We start from the raw sequence: 21,232 nt of genomic DNA, 5'->3' as shown, positions 1-21,232 counted from the left end.
CAGCGATATGGCGCAGGTAATAAGCATGGGCCGCGCGATGCAACCCGCCCGGCAGCGTAGGAAAGTGCAGGCGCAGGTTTAGCGCAGGCGCTTTACATACAGCTGCTTGTCGTCGCGGCGTTCCATCTTGAAGTTGTCGCTGGCTGCCCGCATCAGGTCCGACAGGCGCTTGAAGCCGTGGTTGCGCACATCGAAGCTGGAACGGTTGCCGGCAATCTGACCCACTTCCTGAAGGCGTGCATATCCTTCATCATCGCGGCTGGCCGCTTTCCACGCATCGCCCAGCAGGTCCACCAGATCCTTGTCCAGCACTGTGGCAGAGCCGTTCTTGTCATCGGCGGAGTTCGTGCGGATCAACTGATCGATATCGATGTATCGGGTGCAGGCCGTGCGGAATGCCTGCGGCGCCTTCTCGCTGCCGAAGCCATAGACCACCAGCCCATCCTGCCGCAGCCGGGTGACGAGCGGCGTAAAATCGCTGTCGCTGCTCATGATGCCAAAACCATCCACCTTACCTGCGTTCAGGAGATCGATGGCGTCGATCGTCATGGCGATATCGGTGGCGTTTTTGCCCTTGGTGAGGTCAAATTGCTGCACCGGCTGCAGGCCGAAGCGGTGCGAAATCTTGTTCCAGTTGGAAAGCGCGGGCTTGGCCCAATTGCCATAGGCGCGGCGAATGTTGACCTGCCCCAGCTCCGCCAGAACGGTGAGGACCGGATCGATACCGTGATGGCTGGCATTATCGGCATCGATAAGCAGGGCGATATTCTTGAGTTCGGCTTCTGGCATGGCGCGCTACATGAAGGGGAGGGCGGTGGAAGGCAAGAGCGGGCGATATCTGCTGGTGTAACAGATGTACAAAGGTCGAAAATTAACCTGATTTCTGCAATAAAATGGCAATCTGTCAGCGCTACCAGTGTTGCATGACATACGGACAACCCGATGATCTGGAAGACTGGTATGCGTGCGAGACGCGCAGCGGTTTTCTTTCCTCCAAGCCAACAGTAAAATTGGCCGCAATTGGCGCCATGCCAATCGCTTTCTTGGCAATTACAGTGCTGCGGCGCGCTTCTCTTCGATAAGCGACTTTGCCGACCCAATTCCCGCCGGGCGTCAGGCCGCGCGGAACTCTCCGCTTTCCTCGTCCAGCAGATGCAGGATGCCGTCCGAAATCGCGAAATAGGCGCCGCGCACGGTCAGTTCGCCTGAGGCTTCCTTTTCCTTCACGCATGGGAATGTGCGCAGGTTGTTGATGCTCACCTTCACAGCCGCCAGTTCCATCGCGCGTTCGGCATCGCGGCCGGTGGTGCCAAGATCGGCGGCAATGGGTTCGCGCACATCGTCCAGCATATTGATCCAGTTGGCGACAAACCCCCCTTCGCCAAGCTGGTTGCCATGCAAATCCTGCGTCAGCGCCGCCTGGCACCCCCCGCACATGCCGTGGCCCATCACCACGACGGAACTGATTTTCAGGAACTGCACCGCAAATTCCAGCGCGGCGGATACACCGTGCTGGCCGGGCGTGGTCTCGAAAGGTGGCACCAGCGCCGCGACGTTGCGCACGACGAAGATCTCTCCGGGTGACACGTCGAAAATTTGTGCGGGGTCAACGCGGCTGTCCGAACATGCGATCACCATGACCTTGGGCGCCTGGCCCACTTTCAGCTGTTCCCAGCGATCATGTTGCACTTGCCAATCGCCGTCACGGAAGCGGCTGTAGCCGTCGAGCAGTTCGTCAAAGCTTTTCATGCCGTCACCGCTGCCGCGATTTTTCAGTTTAGGCAAGAGGGCTGCATCGAGAAGGGCGCAATGCCGGGTTGCCCCAAGGGGGGCTGTCACCTAAGTGAGCATCGATATGAACGATCTCTCCACCGCACCAGAGCCGGAAGGTGAACGCCCGGCCCGCCAGCGCAAGCCAGACTGGATTCGCGTAAAGGCACCCACCAGCAAGGGCTTTCACGAAACTCGCAAGCTGATGCGCGACCTCAACCTTAACACGGTGTGTGAGGAAGCGGCGTGCCCCAACATCGGGGAATGCTGGGAGAAAAAGCACGCCACGGTGATGATCCTTGGCGATGTGTGCACACGCGCCTGCGCCTTCTGCAATGTGAAGACGGGCATGCCGCGCATGGTTGATCCGATGGAGCCGGACAACACGGCGATTGCAGCTGCCAAGATGGGGCTGGAGCATATCGTAATCACCAGCGTGGACCGTGATGATCTGCCCGATGGCGGGGCAGGGCAGTTCGTTAAGGTGATCAAGGCGCTGCGCCGCGAGACGCCGAATACGACGATTGAAATTCTGACGCCCGATTTCCGCGGCAAGATGCGCGCGGCGGTGGAGGCGATCTGCGAGGCCGGGCCGGATGTGTATAACCATAATCTGGAAACCGTGCCGCGTCTTTACCCCACCATCCGCCCGGGCGCGCGCTATTATGCCTCGCTCAGATTGCTGGAAGAGGTGAAGAGCCACGATCCGATGATTTTCACCAAGTCCGGTATCATGCTGGGCCTGGGAGAGCAGCGGCTGGAAGTGCACCAGGTGATGGACGACATGCGCAGTGCGGACGTCGATTTCATCACTATAGGCCAGTATCTTCAGCCCACGCCAAAGCATGCCAAGGTTGAGGATTTCGTGCCGCCCAAGACGTTCGACGCCTTCGGCTCCATCGCGCGGGCCAAGGGCTTCCTGCAGGTGGCCGCAACGCCGCTGACACGGTCCAGCTATCACGCGGGCGACGATTTCGCCCAGATGCGCGCCGCGCGCGAGGCTAAGCTGGCCCAGAATGCGAGAAGGCAGGCGGCGAAAGAAGGGCGTAAAGCCTGATGCCTTCGATACGTGAGACGCACCGCCTGCCCTACACGGCAGAGCAGATGTTCGACCTTGTCGCCGATGTCGACAAATACCCGGAGTTCCTGCCCTGGGTGGTGGCCACCCGCGTGCGACAGGATAGCGATACCGAGATGACCGCCGATATGCTGGTGGGCTTCAAGGCCTTGCGCGAAAAGTTCACCTCCAAAGTGGTGAAGGATCGCCCGCACACCATCAACGTGCATTATGTCGACGGGCCGTTGCGCGATCTGGATAACAACTGGACGTTCCGCAACTGCGGAGAGAACTGCTGCGAGATCGACTTCGCCGTGGATTTCAGTTTCAAGAACATCATGTTCGAAACCCTGGCAGGCCAGTATATCGACCGCGCCTTTCGCAAGATGGTGACCGCGTTCGAAGCGCGCGCGGCAGAGCTTTACGGTAGCAGCAATTCCAGCGCACAAAGCGTAGCCTGAGAGCGCACGCCGGATCGTCCGGTGTCCTCGAAAAATCGCTCTTCCGCTTCGGGCTGCTCCTGCCCTTTTTCAAGCCGTGCGAACACCACGGTTCCCACCGGCTTACCATCGGTTCCACCGCCCGGCCCGGCGATCCCGCTGACGGCGACGGCGATATCCGCATCGCTTCGATCCAGTGCGCCACGCGCCATCGCATAGACGCAGGCGACGGACACCGCGCCAAACGCCTCTATAATGTCGCTGGCAACGCCCAGTTCGCTCTGCTTCGCGGCGTTGGAATAGGTGACGAAGCTGCGATCAAGCACGGCAGAGCTGCCGGCAATTTCGGTGAGGGCTGCGGCAACAAGACCGCCCGTGCAGCTCTCTGCCAGCACCACCGTGCGTCCGGCCGCTGCGTTCTCTTCCACCACCCGGCGGGCGAGATCGACGATTTCCTTGGGGAGCAGCGAATCCGTCATGCGCGCGCCACCATCGTTGCGATGGCCTGCGCGGCAATGCCTTCACCGCGCCCGGTAAAGCCGAGCTTTTCTGTCGTTGTTGCCTTCACACTCACACAACCTTCCGTCACTCCCAGAAGTTCCGCCAGCCGCGCCCGCATCGCATCGCGGTGGGGGCCGATTTTGGGTGCCTCGCATATCAGGGTGAGATCGATGTTGCCCACGCCGTATCCCTCCGCCGCTGCCAGCTTTACGGCGTGTTCCACGAACCGCGATGATGTTGCGCCCTTCCATTGCGGATCGCTGGGCGGGAAGTGCTGGCCGATATCGCCCTGCGCCACTGCGCCCAGAATCGCATCCACCACGGCATGCAGGCCCACATCGGCATCGGAATGTCCGGACAGGCCCTTCTCGTGATCCACCTTGATGCCGCACAGCCACAATTCCTCTCCCGCAACTAGGCGGTGAACATCGTAGCCGGAGCCTACCCTGATGGGCAGCGCGGTTGCAGTGTCGTTCATGAAATCCTCCGAAAAGGTGAGTTTTTTGAGCCGCTCGTCCCCCGCCACCAGCGCAATATCGCCGCCGGCGGCGCGCAGAACCTGCGCATCGTCACCTGCATTGCGCGCGCCTGCCCATTCGTGATGGGCTGCAAGGATCGCGTCAAAGCGAAAGGCCTGCGGCGTTTGCACGCGGCGCAGGCTTTCCCTTTTCGCATCCGCTGCCATCAGGCCATCGGCCGCCACCACCATGGAATCGACGACGGGCAGAACCGGGATCGCACCGGGATGATGTTGCAGCGCATCGCACAGGCTGGCGATGACGTGCGGCGGGCAATCGGGCCGGGCTGCATCGTGGATCAGCACGATGTCCGGTGCTTCTGCCGTCAGCGCTTCCAATCCGCGCGCCACGCTTTCCTGCCGCGTTTGTCCGCCCGTTACGAGGGTCACGCCTTCCAATCCGGCAAGGCAATCGCGCGCAACCTCGTCCGCGCCCTCCGGAATGACCACCGCCAATTGCGCAATGCCGCCCTCGATCAAAGCCATCGCCGCGTGGCGCAGCACGCTGGAGCCGCGATAGGGCGCAAACTGCTTTGGCACCGGCTGACCAGCGCGCAGCCCCTTGCCAGCGGCCACGATGATGGCAGCCAGCCGGGCTGGGTAGGACATAGAGGCAGCGCTCATATTCACAGCGGCGCGCTAGCCGCTTGAGGCTTGGGTCGCAATCCACTATGCGACTGCCTATATTTTAGGCAACTGCCACGATGACCAAGACACAGCTACCTTCCCCCCCGGCGGTTACGCCCATTGATATCGGCCCTGTGCGGATCGAATGCCCCGTGGTGCTCGCTCCGATGACGGGGGTGACAGACCTGCCGTTCCGCACGCTGGTGCGCCGCTATGGCTCCGGCCTCAACGTAACGGAAATGATCGCGAGCGAGGCCGCCATCCGCGAATCGCGCCAGTCGATCCAGAAGGCAGCATGGGCCCCGATCGAGGATCCTGTGTCCATGCAGCTTGTCGGCTGCGATCCTGCTTCCATGGCCGAGGCTGCCAGGATGCAGGAAGATAACGGCGCGGCGGTGATCGATATCAATTTCGGTTGCCCCGTTCGCAAGGTGGTGGGCCAGCTAGCCGGCAGCGCGCTGATGCGCGAAGTGGGCCTGGCGACGAAACTGATGGAAGCCACGGTGAAGGCCGTGTCCGTTCCGGTGACCGTGAAGATGCGCATGGGCTGGGATCATGCCAGCCTGAACGCGCCGGAACTCAGCCGCATTGCAGAAGACCTGGGCGTGAAGATGATCACCGTCCACGGCCGCACGCGCAACCAGATGTACAAGGGCAGCGCGGACTGGTCCTTCATCCGCACGGTGAAGGATGCGGTGTCCATCCCGGTGATCGTGAACGGCGATATATGCTCCGTCCACGATGCTGCCACCGCGCTGGAACAATCGGGCGCGGACGGGCTGATGATTGGGCGCGGCGCCTATGGCAGGCCGTGGCTGCTGGGCCAGGTGATGCACTGGTGGCAGACCGGCGAACTGCTGGAAACGCCATCGTTTGACGAACAGTACGAAAACGTCACCGAACATTACAACGCCATGCTGGCGCATTACGGCGATGACGTGGGTGTGAAAATCGCGCGCAAGCATCTTGGCTGGTATACCAAGGGGATGCATGGCAGCGCCGATTTCCGCAACAAGGTGAACTTCATCGACGACAGCGCGCAGGTGCTGGGTGAGCTGGAGCGTTTTTACGAGCCGTTCCTGCGGCGCCGCGCCGCGTGAGCGAGAGCGATCCCGCGCCGCCCGCCGCGCGTGAACAGATCAACGGCCTGAGCTTTGGCATGCTGTTGCTATCACCCGATCATATCATCATGCAGGCCAATCCGGCGGCGGAAAGCCTGCTTGGCAGAAGCAGCAGCAGGCTTTCCGGCAAATCCTTTCTGGATATCGTCAATTTTGCCCGGCCGGACCTGACGGATCGCCTTGCCGATACAGAGACTCAGCTGATTGCGCGCGGCGTAGATGTGCGTGTTGGGAACCGAGACCTACGCGTCAACATCACGCTTTCCACGCTGGCGAACCATCCCGGCTGGCGCATGGCCACGCTGTCGGATGCCAGCCAGGGCGAACGGTTTGAGGATCACGAACGACGCGGACAGCTGCGCGGACCGGCAGTGCTGTCGCATGAAATAAAGAACCCGCTGGCCGCCATTCGCGGCGCGGCGCAATTGCTGGCGCGCAAGGTGGGGGAGGGGGAGAAGGCCCTTACCGGACTGATCGCTGACGAGGTGGATCGGATTGCCCAACTGATAGACCGGATGCAGCGGCTGGGCCGTGAACGGGCAGAGCCGGTTGGCCCGACCAACCTGCATTCAGCCATTCACCGCGCTTTTGAAACGGTGCGCATTTCCAGCGACCCCAGCGTCGCTTGGCGCGAGGAATTCGATCCTTCGCTGCCGCCCGTCCTCGCCAATGAGGGGGCGCTGGTGCAAGTGCTGGTGAACCTGATGGTGAATGCCCGCGATGCCTGCAGCACTGTGGTTGCGCCGCAACTGATCGTGCGAACGCGCTTCGTCAGCGGGATCGTAATGAACGTAATACGGCTGGGGCGGCCGGTGAAATTGCCCATCGAAATTCAGATAAGTGACAACGGGCCGGGCATCGATCCTGCCATCAGGGATGATATTTTCGAACCATTCGTCACCAGCAAGACCAATGGGCAGGGCCTGGGCCTCGCATTGGTGCAGAAACTGGTGCGCGACATGGACGGACGCGTCAGCCATGAACGCGATGAGAGCGGAGGGTGGACGCATTTCCGCATCCACCTGCCGATGGCCCGCTGAGACGGGCAAATTTTAGGGGGAACATGCATGGCACACCGCGCCTTGCTGGTAGAAGACGATAACGCCATCGCGATGGTAATCCGCACCGCGCTGGAGGACGAGGGATTTATCGTCGATACCTCCGACACCGTGGCGGGCCGCGATGCCGCGCTTTCGCGCAACCAGTATGGCGTCATGCTGACGGACGTGATGCTGCTGGACGGTGACGGGATAGAAACGCTTGGCGCAGTGCGCGAAACCTATCCGGATATGCCGGTGATCATCCTTTCCGCCCAGAACACGCTGGATACGGCGGTGCGCGCCACGGATCGCGGCGCGTTTGAATATTTTCCCAAGCCCTTCGATCTGGACGAGCTGGTGCGCGCCACGCGGCAGGCAGTGGAAAGCCGCAAGTCCTCTGTGGCGAATGTGGATGCCCCCGGTGACGGCTTGCCCCTGATCGGTCGCAGCCAGGCGATGCAGGATGTCTATCGCCTGATTACCCGCGTGCTGAAGAACGATCTCACCGTGCTTATTCTGGGCGAAAGCGGCACGGGCAAGGAACTGGTGGCGGAGGCTATTCACAACCTTGGTGAGCGCAAGGCCGGGCCGTTCGTACCGGTCAACACCGCCGCGATCCCGCGCGAACTTATCGAAAGCGAGCTGTTCGGGCATGAGAAAGGCGCTTTCACAGGTGCAATTGCCCGCAATATCGGCAAGTTTGAACAGGCGCATGGCGGCACGCTGTTCCTGGATGAAATTGGCGACATGCCTGCCGAAGCGCAGACCCGCCTGCTGCGCGCGCTGCAATCGGGCCGCATTCGCCGCGTGGGCGGCAGCGAGGAAATCGCCGTGGACGTGCGCATCGTTGCCGCCACCAATCGCGACCTGCTGCCGCTGATCGAGAACGGCAGCTTCCGCGAGGACCTGTATTATCGCCTCAATGTGGTGCCGATAAAGCTGCCGCCCCTGCGTGACCGGGCGGATGACGTGGCGCCGCTGGCGATGCATTTCCTCACCCGCGCGGCGAATGAGGGGCTGCCGCAGAAATCGCTGAGTGACGAGGCCGCGCATCTGCTGTCGCAGCAGCCATGGCGCGGCAATGTTCGCGAGTTGCAGAACCTGGTGTATCGCGCCGTCCTGCTGGCCCGCAAGGACGTCATCGATGCAGAGACGATCAGGGCCATCCTGGACGATTCACCGCGCGATATCGCAGATGGCGGCAATCGCGATATCGGCGCGGTAATCGGGGAATGGCTGGAGCGTTCTGATTTTTCTGACGGCACGCTGTATCAGGAAGCGCTTGCCGAACTGGAACGGCCCGTGTTCCGGCATGCCCTGGCCAAGACCGGCGGAAACCAGCTGAAGGCCGCGCAAATGCTTGGTATCAATCGCAACACCTTGCGCAAGCGTCTGTCCGATCTGGAAATCGAACTGGACAAGTTCTCGCGCGGATAGAGGGTTACGACGCTTTTAACTTGCAAAGCTGCAACAGCGTTGTTGTATGCCTGCAACGTGACACAAGAGCCACACCCCGAACCGGATGCCGCGATCTCGAAACGCTTGCGCTTCTTGCGCCGGGCAGCGGTCGCCTCGCGCCGGTTGAATCTGTTCCTCTGGCTTGAAATCGCCTGTTACGCCGCGCTGGTCGTGATGCTGACGACGGTGTGGGTAACCTTGTCCGGTCGGCCCAATTTCGGGGAGCCCGTGCCATCATGGCAGGCAGCTGCGCTGCTGGTTGGCACCTTGCTGCCGGCTCTTGGCCTCGTCGTCCTGTGGGGGCGGCGCATTGCCAAGCGTAGGGCAGGGGGCACCACCGGACGCCTGCATGTGAACCTGGTGTTCTTCTTCTCCCTGCTGGCGGCAATCCCGACGCTGTTCGTCGCCGTGTTTGCATCGATCCTGTTCCAGTCCGGCGTGCAATTCTGGTTCAGCGACGATTCGCGCGGCATCCTGGATAATGCCAATGAACTGGCGCGCGGTTTCTATGATGAGAACCAGCGCGCGGTGGGCGATAACACGCAGGCCATGGCCAGCGATCTGCGCTTCTTCCTGTCGATCATGAGCATGACGAGCCTGGATTTCCAGCAGCAATATTCCCTCCAGGTTCTCAACCGCGAACTGAGTGAAAGCGCCATTCTGCAAGAGGCGCAGGACGGCGGTTTTCGCGTGATCGCAATCGTCGATCCGGACGAGGACACCCAGCGCCAGCGCATCAGCCAGGAAGAGCTGGAGCGTTTTCGCAGCGGCGAATCCGTGGTGCTGCGCGTAACCGAAGAGCGCACGGAGGCCGTGGTTCCGCTGGACCGGGAACTGGGCATCTATCTTTACGCCGCGCGCCGTGCCGATGCGAGGGCGCTGTCGCAATATCGCCGCGCGCAGAATGTGGCGCAAAGCTATGCCGAGCTGACAGAGCAGGCGCGCGTATTGCAATTGCAGTTCAACTTCGCCTTGTTTGGCGTCTCGCTGGCGCTGGTGGCGCTGGCGGTCTGGGCCGCGCTGCGCTTTGCTGATCGTCAGGTAAAGCCGCTGGCCGAACTGGCCGAGGCCGCGCAGGAGATCGGGGCGGGCAATTACGCCATGCGCGTAACAGGGCGCACCGGGCAGGATGAGATCGGTCTGCTGAACCGCGCCTTCAACCGCATGAGTGAACAGATCGGTCGCCAGACCGACGCCTTGCTGGGCGCAAATCACCAGCTGGCGGAACGCCGCGCCTTTATCGAGGCGGTTTTGCAATCGATCCGCGCGGGGATCATCTCGCTGGATGCCGATGGCCGCATCCTGCTGATGAACAATTCGGCCCAGCAATTGCTGTTGGATAGCGATGGCCCTATGCCGGTGGATCAACCGCTGGACGATGTCGCGCCGCAGCTGGCGCAGCTGATAAAGGATGATGCGCGCAGCGAGATCATCCAGATCAGCCGGGGCGGAGAATTGCTGACCCTGGCCGTGCAGCTATCCCCGGCAACGCAGGGGCACGTTATCACGTTCGAGGATATTACCCGCCAGTTGCTGGATCAACGCCAGGCAGCATGGTCTGACGTGGCACGCCGCATCGCGCATGAAATCAAGAACCCGCTCACGCCGATCCAGCTGGCGACAGAACGGCTGCAGCGCCGCTATTCCAAGCAGATATTGCAGGATCGCGAACTGTTCGATGAACTGACCGGCACTATCATCCGGCAGGTGGGCGATCTGCGCAAGATGGTGGACGAATTCTCCAGCTTCGCCCGTCTGCCAAAGCCCGTGTTTCGAACGGAAGATGCAGTCGATCTGGTGCGCCAATCGCTGTTCCTTCAGGAAGTTGCGCATCCGCAGATCACCTATGCCTTCAGCGCCGCAAGGGACATCCCGCCGATAGAGTGTGACCGCCATCAGGTGGGCCAGGCGATGACCAATGTGCTGAAGAACGCCGCGGAAGCCGTGGAGGCCTGCCTCCCTGATGCTCCGGCTGATTGGCGTGGGCGGATCGACGTGGCGATGTCGCGACATCAGGACCAGATCGAGATTACCGTCAGCGACAATGGCGTTGGCTTGCCCAAGGGTGGCGAAAACGTGATCGAGCCCTATGTCACCACGCGAGAGAAGGGCACCGGTCTTGGCCTGGCGATTGTGAAGAAGATCGTCGAGGAGCACGCCGGCGATCTGGAATTTGCCTCGCTACCCGAAGGCGGCACACGCGCGACATTGCGCTTTGCCATCCACCCCGGCGATCTGGATGAAAACAGCGAGGCGGCCGAATGATTTTGACAGGAGAGCACTGAATGGCACTCGATATCCTAGTGGTCGATGACGAACGCGATATCCGCGATCTCGTGGCCGGAGTCCTGAGTGACGAGGGTTATGACTGCCGCACCGCTGGTGACAGCGACAGCGCGCTGGCCATGATCGACGAACGCCGTCCCAGCCTGGTGCTGCTGGATGTATGGCTGCATGGCAGTCCGATGGACGGGCTGGAAGTGCTGGACGCGATCAAGGCGCGAGAGCCGAACCTCCCCGTCATTATCTTTTCCGGCCACGGCAATGTCGACACCGCCGTATCCGCCGTCAGCCGCGGCGCGATGGATTTCATCGAAAAGCCGTTCGAGGCGGAAAAGCTGCTGCACCTTGTTGCCCGCGCGACAGAGACGGAGCGTCTGCGCCGGGAGAACGAGCGGCTTCGCGAAGGCATGGCGTCATTCGACGAGTTTACTGGCAATTCCAGCGTCATCAACACCGTCCGCGCCACGCTGAAACGGGTCGCCAACACCGGCAGCCGCGTTCTGGTGAGCGGCCCTGCAGGTGCGGGCAAGGAGGTTGCGGCCCGCCTGCTGCACGCATGGAGCCCGCGCGCCGACAAGGCATTCGTCACCGTCAATTCCGCGCGCATCACGCCGGAGCGGTTCGAGCATGAGCTGTTCGGAGAAGAGGCGGACGGAAAGCTGGTTCGCGCCGGTTTGCTGGAGCTGGCAGATGGCGGTACGCTGTATCTGGATGAAGTGGCGGATATGCCCGCAAGCACGCAGGCGCGCATCCTGCGGGTGTTGACCGATCAAAGCTTTGTTCGCGTTGGCGGCAATCGGCAAGTTGGCGTGGATGTACGCGTGGTATCGTCCACCGCGAAAGATCTGCTGGTGGAAATCGAGGAAAAACGGTTCCGCGAAGACCTGTTCTATCGCCTCAACGTGGTGCCGATAGAAATTCCGCCATTGTCGGATCGCCGCGATGATATTCCTGCGCTGGCAGACCATTTCTTCACCCGCTACGCGCGTGAACAGGGCGTCGAGCCGCCCAGCATCGCGCCAGAAGCTCTCGCCGCGATGCAAGCCTATGACTGGCCCGGCAATGTGCGGCAGTTGCGCAATGTGGTGGAGCGCACGGTGATCCTGGCGCCGCGAGAGAACTTCAAAGCCATTTCGCCCGATATGCTGCCTTCTGAATTGACCGGAGGCTCCGGCGCGGATGGCAGCGGCATGTCCACGCTGATGGGCGTGCCTTTGCGAGAGGCGCGAGAGAGTTTCGAGCGGGAGTATCTGCGCATCCAGATCCGCCGTTTCTCCGGAAATATCTCTAAGACGGCAGGCTTTATCGGGATGGAACGTTCTGCCCTGCACAGAAAGCTGAAACTGCTGGGCATGAACGATCGCAACGGCGGTGAAGACGGCGACGCGGACTGAGCTTCTTTAAGGAACAATTTGCGTTCTACGGCTTTTTGCTAATATATCGCTGCATTGCACAATATTGCAGTCGGTGAGTCTTCGGTTTGTAACTGAATGCCACCAGATTGCGGGTTACCGCCCGCCAAGAACGATGGAGTCAAACAATGGCCAAGGGCACACTCACCGCACGCGCAAGACCGGCAGCCGAAGAAGAAGTTGCTGAAACGCGCGCCGCGAAGCCTGCGCCTGCATCGGGCGCAAAGAACGCCAATTTGCAGGACGTATTCCTCAATCATCTGCGTCGCGAAAAGACGCCCGTCACCATGTTCCTGGTGAAGGGCGTGAAGCTGCAAGGCATCGTGACCTGGTTTGACAATTTCTCCATCCTGCTGCGCCGTGATGGGCAATCGCAGCTTGTGTACAAGCACGCTATTTCCACCATCATGCCGGGCCAACCTGTTGATGCAGAGCAGTTCGGCACCGGACCCAATGGCTCTCGCAAGATGCGTCAGCTGCAGGATATCTTCCTCACCCGCGTGCGTGATGCCGGCGTGGCTGTCACCATGTTCCTGGTGAATGGCGTGATGCTGCAGGGCAGGATCGCCAGCTTTGACCTGTTCTGCATGCTGCTGGAACGCGACGGCTTCGTTCAGCTTGCCTACAAGCACGCGGTGTCAACGATCCAGCCTGATCGTCCGGTCGATTTGACCGATGACGATCTGAATGATGAACCCAGCCAGGGCGACAACGACTGATCATTGATGACGATATCGAAGGCGAGGTCACGCGCGGTGCGCGTGCTCTCGTCGTTTGCCCGGACATCCGCAGCCAGCGCCGCGATGATGATCCCGATGCACGTCTGGAGGAGGCCAAGGGCTTGGCTCTGGCCATCGGTATCGTGGTGGCAGAGGCATTCATCCTGCCCGTTCGTGAGGTAAAGCCAAACACGCTGTTTGGTGAAGGGCAGGTGCAACGCATCGCCACAGATTGCGAGCTGCACGAGGCGGAACTGGTGATCGTGGATGGCGCACTCTCGCCGATCCAGCAGCGCAATCTGGAAGACAAGATCGGCCGCAAGGTGATCGACCGCACCGGCCTTATCCTTGAGATTTTCGGAGAGCGCGCCGCCACCGCCGAAGGGCGTTTGCAGGTTGAGCTCGCGCATCTGGATTATCAGGCGAGCCGCTTGGTGCGCAGCTGGACCCACCTTGAACGTCAGCGCGGTGGCTTCGGGTTCCTAGGCGGGCCGGGCGAAACCCAGATTGAGGCCGACCGCCGCATGATCCGCGATCGCATGGCAAAGCTGCGCCGCGAGCTGGAACAGGTTCGTAAAACGCGCGAATTGCATCGGAAGCGGCGGGGCAGGGCGCCTTGGCCTGTGGTTGCTCTGGTGGGCTACACTAACGCGGGAAAATCGACGCTTTTCAATCACATGACCGGCGCAGAGGTTATGGCGGAAGACCTGCTCTTCGCCACGCTCGATCCCACCATGCGCGCCATAACGCTGCCCGGTGTGGAGAAGGCGATCCTGTCAGATACCGTGGGCTTCATCTCGGACCTGCCGACGCAGCTTGTGGCGGCCTTTCGCGCAACTCTGGAAGAAGTGACCGCAGCTGACATCGTGCTGCATGTGCGCGATATCGCCAATCCCGATACGGCTTCGCAGAAAAAGCAGGTGTTGCAAGTGCTGACCGATCTCGGCGTGATCGAGGAGGAAGGGGAAGGGGAGCCCACTCCGATCCTGGAAGTTTGGAACAAGTGGGATCTGCTGGGTGATGACTTGCGCGATGAACTGGCAGAGGTGGCCGCGCATGATGACGACGTTATCACCATTTCTGCAATCACCGGCCAAGGTATTGAGAAACTACGCGAAAAACTGGGCGCGGTGCTGACAGAAGGCGCACGCCGTCACTCTTTCATGATTCCGGCGTCCGATGGCGCCCGCATTGCGTGGCTCCATGCACATGGGGAGGTGATGGCCGATAATGATGGCGGCGAGGGGCCCGATGGCCCGATGCGGCATATCGAAGTGCGGCTGACCGAAAAGGAATGGGGACGTTTCGAGGCGCTTTAGCCCCGTTCCTAACCTTCGCGCTCGGCTCGTTTCACATCCTGCCACAGCGCTTCTTGCGCATCCAGATCGCGGCTTGCGAAATCGCCGTCTGCCAGCGCTTCCATTGCGCGATATCGACGTTCGAACTTTGCGTTAGCCGCTTTCAGCGCATCTTCTGCGCCGATGCCGTATGACCGCACCAGATTGACCGCCGCAAACAGGAGATCGCCAGCCTCTTCGGCGCGGTCTGCATCGTTCGCTTCGCGCAATTCCTGCATCTCTTCCGCCAGCTTTGCGGCAGGCCCATCGTGATCCGGCCAATCGAAGCCATCGCGCGCGGCGCGTTTTTGCAACTTTTCAGCGCGCAGCAATGCGGGCAAGGCGCGGGCCACGCCGTCCATCGTGCTGGTCGATCCACTTTGCTTGCGCTCTGCAGCCTTGATGTCTTCCCAGCGTTTGCCATCCATCACACCGGTTTCATCGCCGAATATGTGCGGGTGCCGTGCTTCCATCTTGTCCGATATGGCGCGCGCTACGTCCTCAAACGCGAAGTGGCCGGCTTCTTCAGCCATCCGGGCATGGAATACGACCTGCAGCAGCAAATCGCCAAGCTCACCGCGAAGGTCTGCCATATCGTCGCGCTCGATCGCGTCGGCAACTTCATAGGCTTCCTCGATCGTATATGGCGCGATCGTTTCAAAGGTCTGCGCAACATCCCATTCGCAACCGCAATCGGGATCACGCAATCGCGCCATTATGGAGAGGAGGCGGGTCAATTGGTCGGACATGGACAAGACCTCTTTCTCTATGATAAAAGGATGATAATATATATTATGTTAAATAGCGGATAGGTCGAGAGGGTGACAGGCCACTCGCAGCGTCACATCACGATGCTGAAGAAAAACGCCAATCCGGTGAAGATGCAGCCCCATATCAACGCAAGCCGGATCGTCTTAGACATGTTTACCTGGTGCGAGCGATATGCTCCCAGTGCCAGCACAAGCCAGCCAACCAGCGCGACAATCGAAACCAGCGATGCATCATTCATGCAACAAGCTCCATCCCATCAAACCCGACGAGTACATTGTCCGGCACTTCAGCGCTCAAGGTTGCATAATCCATGCTTTTATCGAGATGCGATAGCACTGTCGTTCCAGCGCCGGTGCGTTTCGCCAGCTCCAGCGCCATTTCAAGATTGGCGTGCGTTGGATGTTTGTTGCGGCGCAGGCAGTCAGTCACCAGAATGTCCACGCCATCGAACAGGTCGATCATGTCTTCGGTTATCTCTGCGAAATCCGTGGCGTAACCTATTGATTTTCCGTCGGCTTCGAAAACGTAAGCTGTCGTGTGGATCGGGCCGTGCGGCATTTCCACAGTGTCCACGCCAAAGCCTGCATGCATACGCAGCGTGTCCAGCGTGCTGAGTTCCACAATCGTGTGATAGCCATACTGGCCTGCAAAGACATAGCCGAAGCGATTGCGCAGGCGGCGGCAGGTCTCAGCAGATGCAAAGCCTGCGATCGGCCCGGCACGGCCAAATCGCATGGGTCGCAGATCGTCTATGCCGTGGCAGTGATCGGCATGGTCATGCGTCCAGAAAATGCCGTCGACACTGCCGATATTGTTGCTGAGCAACTGGTTGCGCAGATCCGGAGACGTATCGACCAACAGGCGCTTTCCCTCATTGCTTTCGACAATGATCGACACGCGGCTGCGGCGATTTTTGGGTTCTGCCGGATCGCATTCCCCCCAATCATTGCCGATGCGCGGAACGCCCGTGGACGTGCCGCAGCCAAGAACCAGCAATCTCACGAATGCGCTCCTGCTTTCGTGAACAAATTGAAGAAGTTGCGCGATGTGGTTGCGGCCAGTTCTGAAACGTCCTCGCCGCGCAGATCCGCCACGAATTGCGCCGTGTGGCGCACGAATGCAGGCTCACAGGTCTTCCCGCGATGCGGCACCGGCGCCAGAAATGGGCTGTCCGTTTCCACCAGCAACCTGTCCTTAGGAATCTCCTTGGCGAAATCCTGCAGGTCCTTCGCATTTTTGAAGGTCACGATGCCGGAGATTGAGATCGTGAGGCCGAGGTCGAGGACCTTGCGCCCGAAATCGGCGCTGGCGGTGAAACAATGGATCAGCGCCGGAAAGGCGCCCTTCCCCATTTCATCGGCAAGAATTTCGGCCGTGTCATCTTCCGCATCGCGGGTGTGGATTACGATCGGAAGCCCCGTTTCGCGCGCCACATCGATATGCATTCGGAAAAGATCGCGCTGCACCGCGCGGTCGGACTTGTCGTAATAATAGTCCAGCCCGCTCTCGCCGATGCCGATGACACGCGGATGATCCGTCGCATCGCGCAGCACCTGCCGGCCGAGATCGGCGTGTTTGTCAGCCTCATGCGGATGGATGCCGACGGTGGCCCAGACGTCGTTCTCGCGCTCTGCGGTGGCGACCACATCGCGCCATTCGCTTTCGCGGGTGGAGATGTTGAGGAAGCCGGTAACGCCAGCTTCGCGCGCATTGTTCAGCACCTCGTTCTGCCGCTCGATCAGGCCCTTGTAATTGAGGTGGCAATGACTGTCGATCAGCGGTTGATTGAGCGTCGCGCCGTCATTTGCGAGAGTTGTCACGGTCATTCCACCGCCTCCGCCGCCGGCATATCGAGACGGGGGAAAAGCCCTTCCGGCTTATCCAGCCTGAAATCCGATTGCGCCAGGGTCGAATACCAATCGGATCGGATGGCATCGAAATTGCGCAATTCGGGCGCGATGCCCATGGCATCCAGCAGCTTGCCCATTGATCCCGGCATCACCGGAATTACGGCGACGGCCAGTTGCGCGATGCAGATGTAAAGCGTGGCCAGAACGACCTTCATGCGTTCCGGATCGGTTTTCTTCAGCGCCCATGGCGCCTGCGCATCGACATAAGCATTGCAGGCGAAAACCGCGCCCATCCACGCCTCCAGCGCCTGCGCAAAGGCCAGGTCTGTGTAAGCGGCGGGCATATCCTGGTGGATCACGCGCGAGACATGGGCGAATAGAGCCTCATCATCATCGGTGTGGCCAGCCAGCTGCGGCAGCACGCCTTCGCAATTCTTGAAAATCAGCGAGAGGGTGCGCTGCGCCAGATTGCCAAAGCTGTTTGCCAGTTCAGAATTTGACCTGCTTACAATGGCTTCTGGAGAATAGCTGCCGTCTTGTCCGAAGGAAAATTCGCGCAGCAGGAAGTAGCGCAGCACATCAACGCCATAGGCATTCGCCAGATCGGATGGATCGGTGACATTGCCAAGGGACTTGGATTCCTTCAGCCCCTTGTTCAGCAAGAAGCCGTGGGCATAGACCTGTTTTGGAACGGCAATCCCGGCGCTCATCAGGAAGGCAGGCCAGTACACTGTGTGAAACCGCGTGATGTCCTTGCCCACGAGGTGCAGATCGGCGGGCCAGAACTTGCCCATGTCCTCCGTATCGTCTGGATAGCCGAGGCCGGTGAGGTAATTGGTCAGCGCATCGACCCAGACATACATCACATGCCCATCGGAACCCGGCACCGGCACGCCCCAGTCAAAGCTGGTGCGGCTGACGGAGAGATCGCGCAGACCACCCTCGACAAAGCGCATCACCTCATTGCGGCGGCTATCCGGGCGGATGAAATCGGGATTGTCCTTGTAAAGCTGCAACAGCTTGTCGCCATAGGCGGACAGCTTGAAGAACCAGGTTTCTTCCGCGGTCCATTCAACGGGTGTGCCTTGCGGGGAAAGCTTCTCGCCCCCCTCGCCCTCTGTCAGCTCACTTTCGTCGTAATAGGCTTCGTCCCGAACGGAGTACCATCCCTCGTAGCGATCCAGATAAAGGTCGCCATTCGCCTCCATCGCCTTCCAGATGGCCCTGCTGGCGCGGTAGTGATCATCGTCCGTCGTGCGGATGAAACGATCATAGGAAATATCAAGAGAATCGAACAAGGTGCGGAAATAGCCAGACATTTCGTCCGCCAGTTCACGCGGTGTCTGGCCCAGATCGCGGGCCTTTTGCGCCATTTTCAGACCGTGTTCGTCCGTCCCTGTCTGGAAGCGGACTTCGCGCCCCATTTGCCGGTGAAACCGGGCGAGGACATCGGCAGCGATTGTTTCATAGGCATGGCCGATATGCGGCCTGCCGTTGGGATAGTGAATCGCGGTTGTGAGATAGAATGTGTCAGCCATTGGCGGGCGTCCTAGAAGCCGCAAGGTTGGCGAGCAAGGTGCCGATTTCCATCACCAGCAGTCCCGGATCGAAATTATAGGTTGGCGCCTGCCCGGCAAGCCGCACCAGTTCGCCATGTGTTTCCACCATCGCCGGGATCTGATGTTGGCCAATGCCGTGCATCTTGTCTGCCACCACAGCGCGCGCCAGTTCAATCGCGGCAAGCTGTTTCTCCCGACTGGGGCGAGCGCCGATGGCCCCGGCCAGGCGTCCGCGCAGGACAAAGTCCGGATCGCCCTGATCTGCCACCTGCTGCATCAGGGCATGGATCTTGCCGAGATCCAGCTCCACAAAATCAATCGCCGCGCCGGGTGATCCGCTGGCCGCAGCAATCGCGGCAGAGCGTTCTTGCGCACTCGCCTGCGGGCTTTCGCGCGCAAGGATGGCGTCCATATCGAGATCCGAAATGCGCGGGAAGGTGAGGATCCGGCAGCGGGACCGGATAGTGGGCAGCAGCCGCCCCATGCGATGCGCGATCAGCAGGAAAAAGGTGCCTGCGGGTGGCTCCTCCAAGCTTTTGAGCAGGGCATTGGCCGCGCTGGTTTCCATGTCATCCGCAGGATCGATGATCACCGCGCGGCGGCTGCCCAAAGTGGGCCGGGTATTCAGGCGGCGCTGCAATTCGCGGATCTGATCCACCTTGATATTGCGCGCCAGTTCGAACGGTTTGCCATCGTCTCGCTTGCGCGCTTCGGTATCGTTTCGCGGCGGGTGGCTGAGATAGCGGATATCGGGATGCTGGCCGGTTGGCTGCGGCACGCCATCCTCCGCCACCAGCTCTCGCGCTGCGGCCATAGCGAAAGCCGATTTGCCAACCCCCTTGCGGCCCGACAGGATCCAGCCGTGATGCATGCGATCACCCGCCATGGTGCGGCGCCAGTCTGCCCAGGCATCATCATGGCCGATGTAATTGCTCACCCGCCCTCCCCGATGAAGGGGGCCATGGCGCGCATCACGCGCATGTGAACCTCTTCCGGATTGCCGCTGGCGTCGATCAGTACGAAGCGTTCGGCATCGCTCAACGCCATCTGCCGGAAATATTCGGCAACGCGGGCGTGATAATCGGCAGGCTTCCCGCCGATGCGATCGGAATTGTCGCCATCGCGGCGGTGCAACCGTTCGGCCACCTCCTTGATCGGGGCCTGCAGCAGGAAGGTGATATCGGGCATCAACGCGTGCGAGCCCAGCGTATGTAGGGACAGGATCGCATCGTCGGACCACTCCCCTCCCCCGGCCTGATAGGCGCGCGATGAATCGATGAACCTGTCACACACCACCCAGTCACCGCGATCCAGGGCCGGGCCAATCAGGCCTTCCACGTGATCGGAACGGGCGGCCGCGAACAGCAGCGCCTCAGCCCGTGTGCCCCAGTCATGGCTGTTGTCCAGCAACAGGCTGCGAATGGCCTCTGCCCCCGGTGTGCCGCCCGGCTCTCTTGTCTGCACGACGCCAAGGCCGCGCAATCGCAAGGCTTCGACCAGCATCTGCGCCTGCGTGGATTTGCCCACGCCTTCGCCGCCTTCGAAAGTGATGAACCTGCCGATTGTCATGCCAGCCATTTTTTCCAGGCGTTTACTACCCTTTGCAAGGCATTTGCCTTGGGCACATCGGCGCCGGCCACCAGCGGCACTTCCATCGCCAGCTCCCCATTCAGGGTGAGGCGGAGGCGGGCGATTTCAGCGCCGGCAGCAATCGGTGCCTGCACCGGACCGCGATATCTGATTTCCATGTCTATGCGTTTGTCCTCCTGCCCGCGCGCAAGGTTAACGACGACGGGTTTTCCGGTTTCCAGTGTGACGCTCTCACTGGTGCCATCCTGCACAAGGGCATCGCCCACCTTCGCTCCGCCGGGGATGACCGTTTCCCGCTCAAACTCGTCAAAACCCCAGTTCAGCAGCGCGCGCGCCGTGCGATCGCGCAATCCGCCATCGGGCGATCCGGCCAGCACCATGACGAGCCTCTGGCCATCACGCTTGGCAGAGCCGAGGAAGGTGAAGCCAGCCTCCCTGGTATATCCGGTTTTCAGCCCATCGGCACCGTCCACGCGGCCCGTTACCGGATCATGGTTTGCCTGCGTGATATCACGCCAGCGCAGGGTGCGATGGCCGAAATACCGGTGATAGAGCGATGGGTATCGCTGTGTAATCGCCTCTCCCAACAGGGCCAGATCGCGCGCCGATGTGTAGGTTTGCCCGCCATCGGGAAATCCGTTTGGAGAACCGAAATGCGTATCGCGCATGCCAAGCTGGGTGGCATTGGCATTCATCAATTCCAGCCAGCTATCCAGCGAACCTGTCGCCGCCACGGCAATGGCGACGCTGGCGTCATTGCCGGAGACGGTGGTGATGCCCAACAGCAATTGACCGATGGTCGGCTGCTCTCCCGCGCGCAGGAACATGTTGGAGCCTTCGTTGTACCAGGCATCCTCCAATTCCTGCGAATAGGCAAAGCGGGCATCGGGCCGCAGCTTGCCTTCATCGATCAGTTTGAAGGCGGTGTAGGCCGTCATCACCTTTGTAACGGACGCCGGGACGAAGCGCCTGTGCTCCTCACGCGAAAACAGCGTCTGCCCGTTGGAGATATCCACCAGCAGGCCGATGGGAATTTCTTCCGGCACCGGAGCAGGCACCGTGGCAGGCATGGCCGGGTTTGCCCCAAGCGCGATGGCCGACGCCAACAGCGCAGTTTTTACCGAGGCCTTCAGCTTGTGCACATAATCTCCACCGCTCAATCGCGGCAGAGAAGCAAGGC

Annotated in this window: 21 protein-coding genes; 9 read left to right on the top strand and 12 right to left on the bottom strand. The window is 60.7% G+C overall.

From position 1 onward, the window contains the following. Positions 1-78: 78 nt before the first annotated feature. A complete protein-coding gene (locus GRF63_RS09020; RefSeq protein WP_160485690.1) occupies positions 79-789 on the bottom strand; it encodes an NYN domain-containing protein in 711 nt (236 codons plus the stop codon). A 324-nt stretch (positions 790-1,113) separates the two neighbouring features. Continuing rightward, positions 1,114-1,749, bottom strand: coding sequence for a carbonic anhydrase (locus GRF63_RS09015; protein WP_160485689.1), 636 nt, complete (start codon positions 1,747-1,749; stop codon positions 1,114-1,116). A 106-nt stretch (positions 1,750-1,855) separates the two neighbouring features. On the opposite strand from GRF63_RS09015, the gene lipA reads away from it, so the two are divergent. Together lipA and GRF63_RS09005 are read left to right on the top strand one after the other, a co-directional pair. Continuing rightward, positions 1,856-2,827 (top strand): lipoyl synthase, encoded by a 972-nt coding sequence (gene lipA / locus GRF63_RS09010; protein WP_160486298.1) that lies wholly within the window; start codon positions 1,856-1,858, stop codon positions 2,825-2,827. Continuing rightward, the gene (locus GRF63_RS09005) at positions 2,827-3,288 is read left to right on the top strand and encodes a type II toxin-antitoxin system RatA family toxin (RefSeq protein WP_160485688.1); all 462 of its coding nucleotides are present in this window, start codon (positions 2,827-2,829) and stop codon (positions 3,286-3,288) included. Before lipA ends, GRF63_RS09005 begins: the two co-directional genes overlap by 1 nt. Here GRF63_RS09005 and GRF63_RS09000 read toward each other — a convergent pair. Further along, entirely contained in the window at positions 3,249-3,746 is a 498-nt protein-coding gene (locus GRF63_RS09000) for a CinA family protein (protein WP_160485687.1), read from the bottom strand. The two genes, GRF63_RS09005 and GRF63_RS09000, sit on opposite strands and share 40 nt — an antisense overlap. Further along, complete coding sequence (locus GRF63_RS08995) at positions 3,743-4,894, bottom strand: bifunctional 2-C-methyl-D-erythritol 4-phosphate cytidylyltransferase/2-C-methyl-D-erythritol 2,4-cyclodiphosphate synthase (RefSeq protein WP_160485686.1); 1,152 nt, start codon at positions 4,892-4,894, stop codon at positions 3,743-3,745. The genes GRF63_RS09000 and GRF63_RS08995 overlap by 4 nt, the downstream gene beginning before the upstream one ends. Before the next feature lie 95 nt (positions 4,895-4,989). Here GRF63_RS08995 and dusB point away from each other — a divergent pair, with 95 nt between their 5' ends. The 7 genes from dusB (at position 4,990) to hflX (ending at position 14,264) form a co-directional block, all read left to right on the top strand. Further along, the gene (dusB, locus tag GRF63_RS08990; RefSeq protein ID WP_160485685.1) at positions 4,990-6,012 is read left to right on the top strand and encodes a tRNA dihydrouridine synthase DusB; all 1,023 of its coding nucleotides are present in this window, start codon (positions 4,990-4,992) and stop codon (positions 6,010-6,012) included. Continuing rightward, positions 6,009-7,073: a two-component system sensor histidine kinase NtrB gene (locus GRF63_RS08985; RefSeq protein WP_337189644.1), complete on the top strand. Its 1,065-nt coding sequence runs from the start codon at positions 6,009-6,011 to the stop codon at positions 7,071-7,073. The genes dusB and GRF63_RS08985 overlap by 4 nt, the downstream gene beginning before the upstream one ends. A gap of 27 nt (positions 7,074-7,100) precedes the next feature. Then, positions 7,101-8,510 (top strand): sigma-54-dependent transcriptional regulator, encoded by a 1,410-nt coding sequence (locus GRF63_RS08980; protein WP_160485684.1) that lies wholly within the window; start codon positions 7,101-7,103, stop codon positions 8,508-8,510. 144 nt (positions 8,511-8,654) lie between these two features. Then, the gene (locus GRF63_RS08975; RefSeq protein ID WP_237392399.1) at positions 8,655-10,796 is read left to right on the top strand and encodes a sensor histidine kinase; all 2,142 of its coding nucleotides are present in this window, start codon (positions 8,655-8,657) and stop codon (positions 10,794-10,796) included. A gap of 20 nt (positions 10,797-10,816) precedes the next feature. Continuing rightward, complete coding sequence (gene ntrX / locus GRF63_RS08970; RefSeq protein ID WP_160485683.1) at positions 10,817-12,208, top strand: nitrogen assimilation response regulator NtrX; 1,392 nt, start codon at positions 10,817-10,819, stop codon at positions 12,206-12,208. A gap of 146 nt (positions 12,209-12,354) precedes the next feature. Further along, positions 12,355-12,945: an RNA chaperone Hfq gene (gene hfq, locus GRF63_RS08965; RefSeq protein WP_160485682.1), complete on the top strand. Its 591-nt coding sequence runs from the start codon at positions 12,355-12,357 to the stop codon at positions 12,943-12,945. Between the two features lie 2 nt (positions 12,946-12,947). Beyond that, positions 12,948-14,264 (top strand): GTPase HflX, encoded by a 1,317-nt coding sequence (hflX, locus tag GRF63_RS08960; RefSeq protein WP_160486295.1) that lies wholly within the window; start codon positions 12,948-12,950, stop codon positions 14,262-14,264. 8 nt (positions 14,265-14,272) lie between these two features. Here the strand turns inward: hflX and mazG are convergent, their stop codons facing one another. The 8 genes from mazG to GRF63_RS08925 all read right to left on the bottom strand — a co-directional run bounded on the left by mazG (position 14,273) and on the right by GRF63_RS08925 (position 21,212). Then, complete coding sequence (mazG, locus tag GRF63_RS08955; RefSeq protein WP_160485681.1) at positions 14,273-15,031, bottom strand: nucleoside triphosphate pyrophosphohydrolase; 759 nt, start codon at positions 15,029-15,031, stop codon at positions 14,273-14,275. A 92-nt stretch (positions 15,032-15,123) separates the two neighbouring features. Beyond that, positions 15,124-15,291: a hypothetical protein gene (locus GRF63_RS16390; RefSeq protein WP_202131664.1), complete on the bottom strand. Its 168-nt coding sequence runs from the start codon at positions 15,289-15,291 to the stop codon at positions 15,124-15,126. Continuing rightward, a complete protein-coding gene (locus GRF63_RS08950; RefSeq protein WP_160485680.1) occupies positions 15,288-16,055 on the bottom strand; it encodes an MBL fold metallo-hydrolase in 768 nt (255 codons plus the stop codon). The genes GRF63_RS16390 and GRF63_RS08950 overlap by 4 nt, the downstream gene beginning before the upstream one ends. Beyond that, positions 16,052-16,873: a TatD family hydrolase gene (locus GRF63_RS08945; RefSeq protein WP_337189643.1), complete on the bottom strand. Its 822-nt coding sequence runs from the start codon at positions 16,871-16,873 to the stop codon at positions 16,052-16,054. The genes GRF63_RS08950 and GRF63_RS08945 overlap by 4 nt, the downstream gene beginning before the upstream one ends. Positions 16,874-16,875: 2 nt before the next feature. Beyond that, on the bottom strand, positions 16,876-18,441 hold the full coding sequence (gene metG / locus GRF63_RS08940; RefSeq protein WP_160485678.1) for a methionine--tRNA ligase: 1,566 nt from the start codon (positions 18,439-18,441) through the stop codon (positions 16,876-16,878). Next, a complete protein-coding gene (locus GRF63_RS08935) occupies positions 18,434-19,399 on the bottom strand; it encodes an AAA family ATPase (RefSeq protein WP_160485677.1) in 966 nt (321 codons plus the stop codon). The genes metG and GRF63_RS08935 overlap by 8 nt, the downstream gene beginning before the upstream one ends. Continuing rightward, on the bottom strand, positions 19,396-20,031 hold the full coding sequence (tmk, locus tag GRF63_RS08930) for a dTMP kinase (RefSeq protein WP_160486294.1): 636 nt from the start codon (positions 20,029-20,031) through the stop codon (positions 19,396-19,398). The genes GRF63_RS08935 and tmk overlap by 4 nt, the downstream gene beginning before the upstream one ends. After that, the gene (locus GRF63_RS08925; protein WP_237392398.1) at positions 20,028-21,212 is read right to left on the bottom strand and encodes a D-alanyl-D-alanine carboxypeptidase family protein; all 1,185 of its coding nucleotides are present in this window, start codon (positions 21,210-21,212) and stop codon (positions 20,028-20,030) included. The genes tmk and GRF63_RS08925 overlap by 4 nt, the downstream gene beginning before the upstream one ends. Between the last annotated feature and the right edge of the window lie 20 nt (positions 21,213-21,232).

Source organism: Aurantiacibacter rhizosphaerae, from assembly GCF_009807005.1.
Classification (GTDB): domain Bacteria; phylum Pseudomonadota; class Alphaproteobacteria; order Sphingomonadales; family Sphingomonadaceae; genus Alteraurantiacibacter; species Alteraurantiacibacter rhizosphaerae.
Note: the sequence above shows the minus strand (reverse complement) of the source record. Positions and strands in the feature narration are given on the sequence as shown.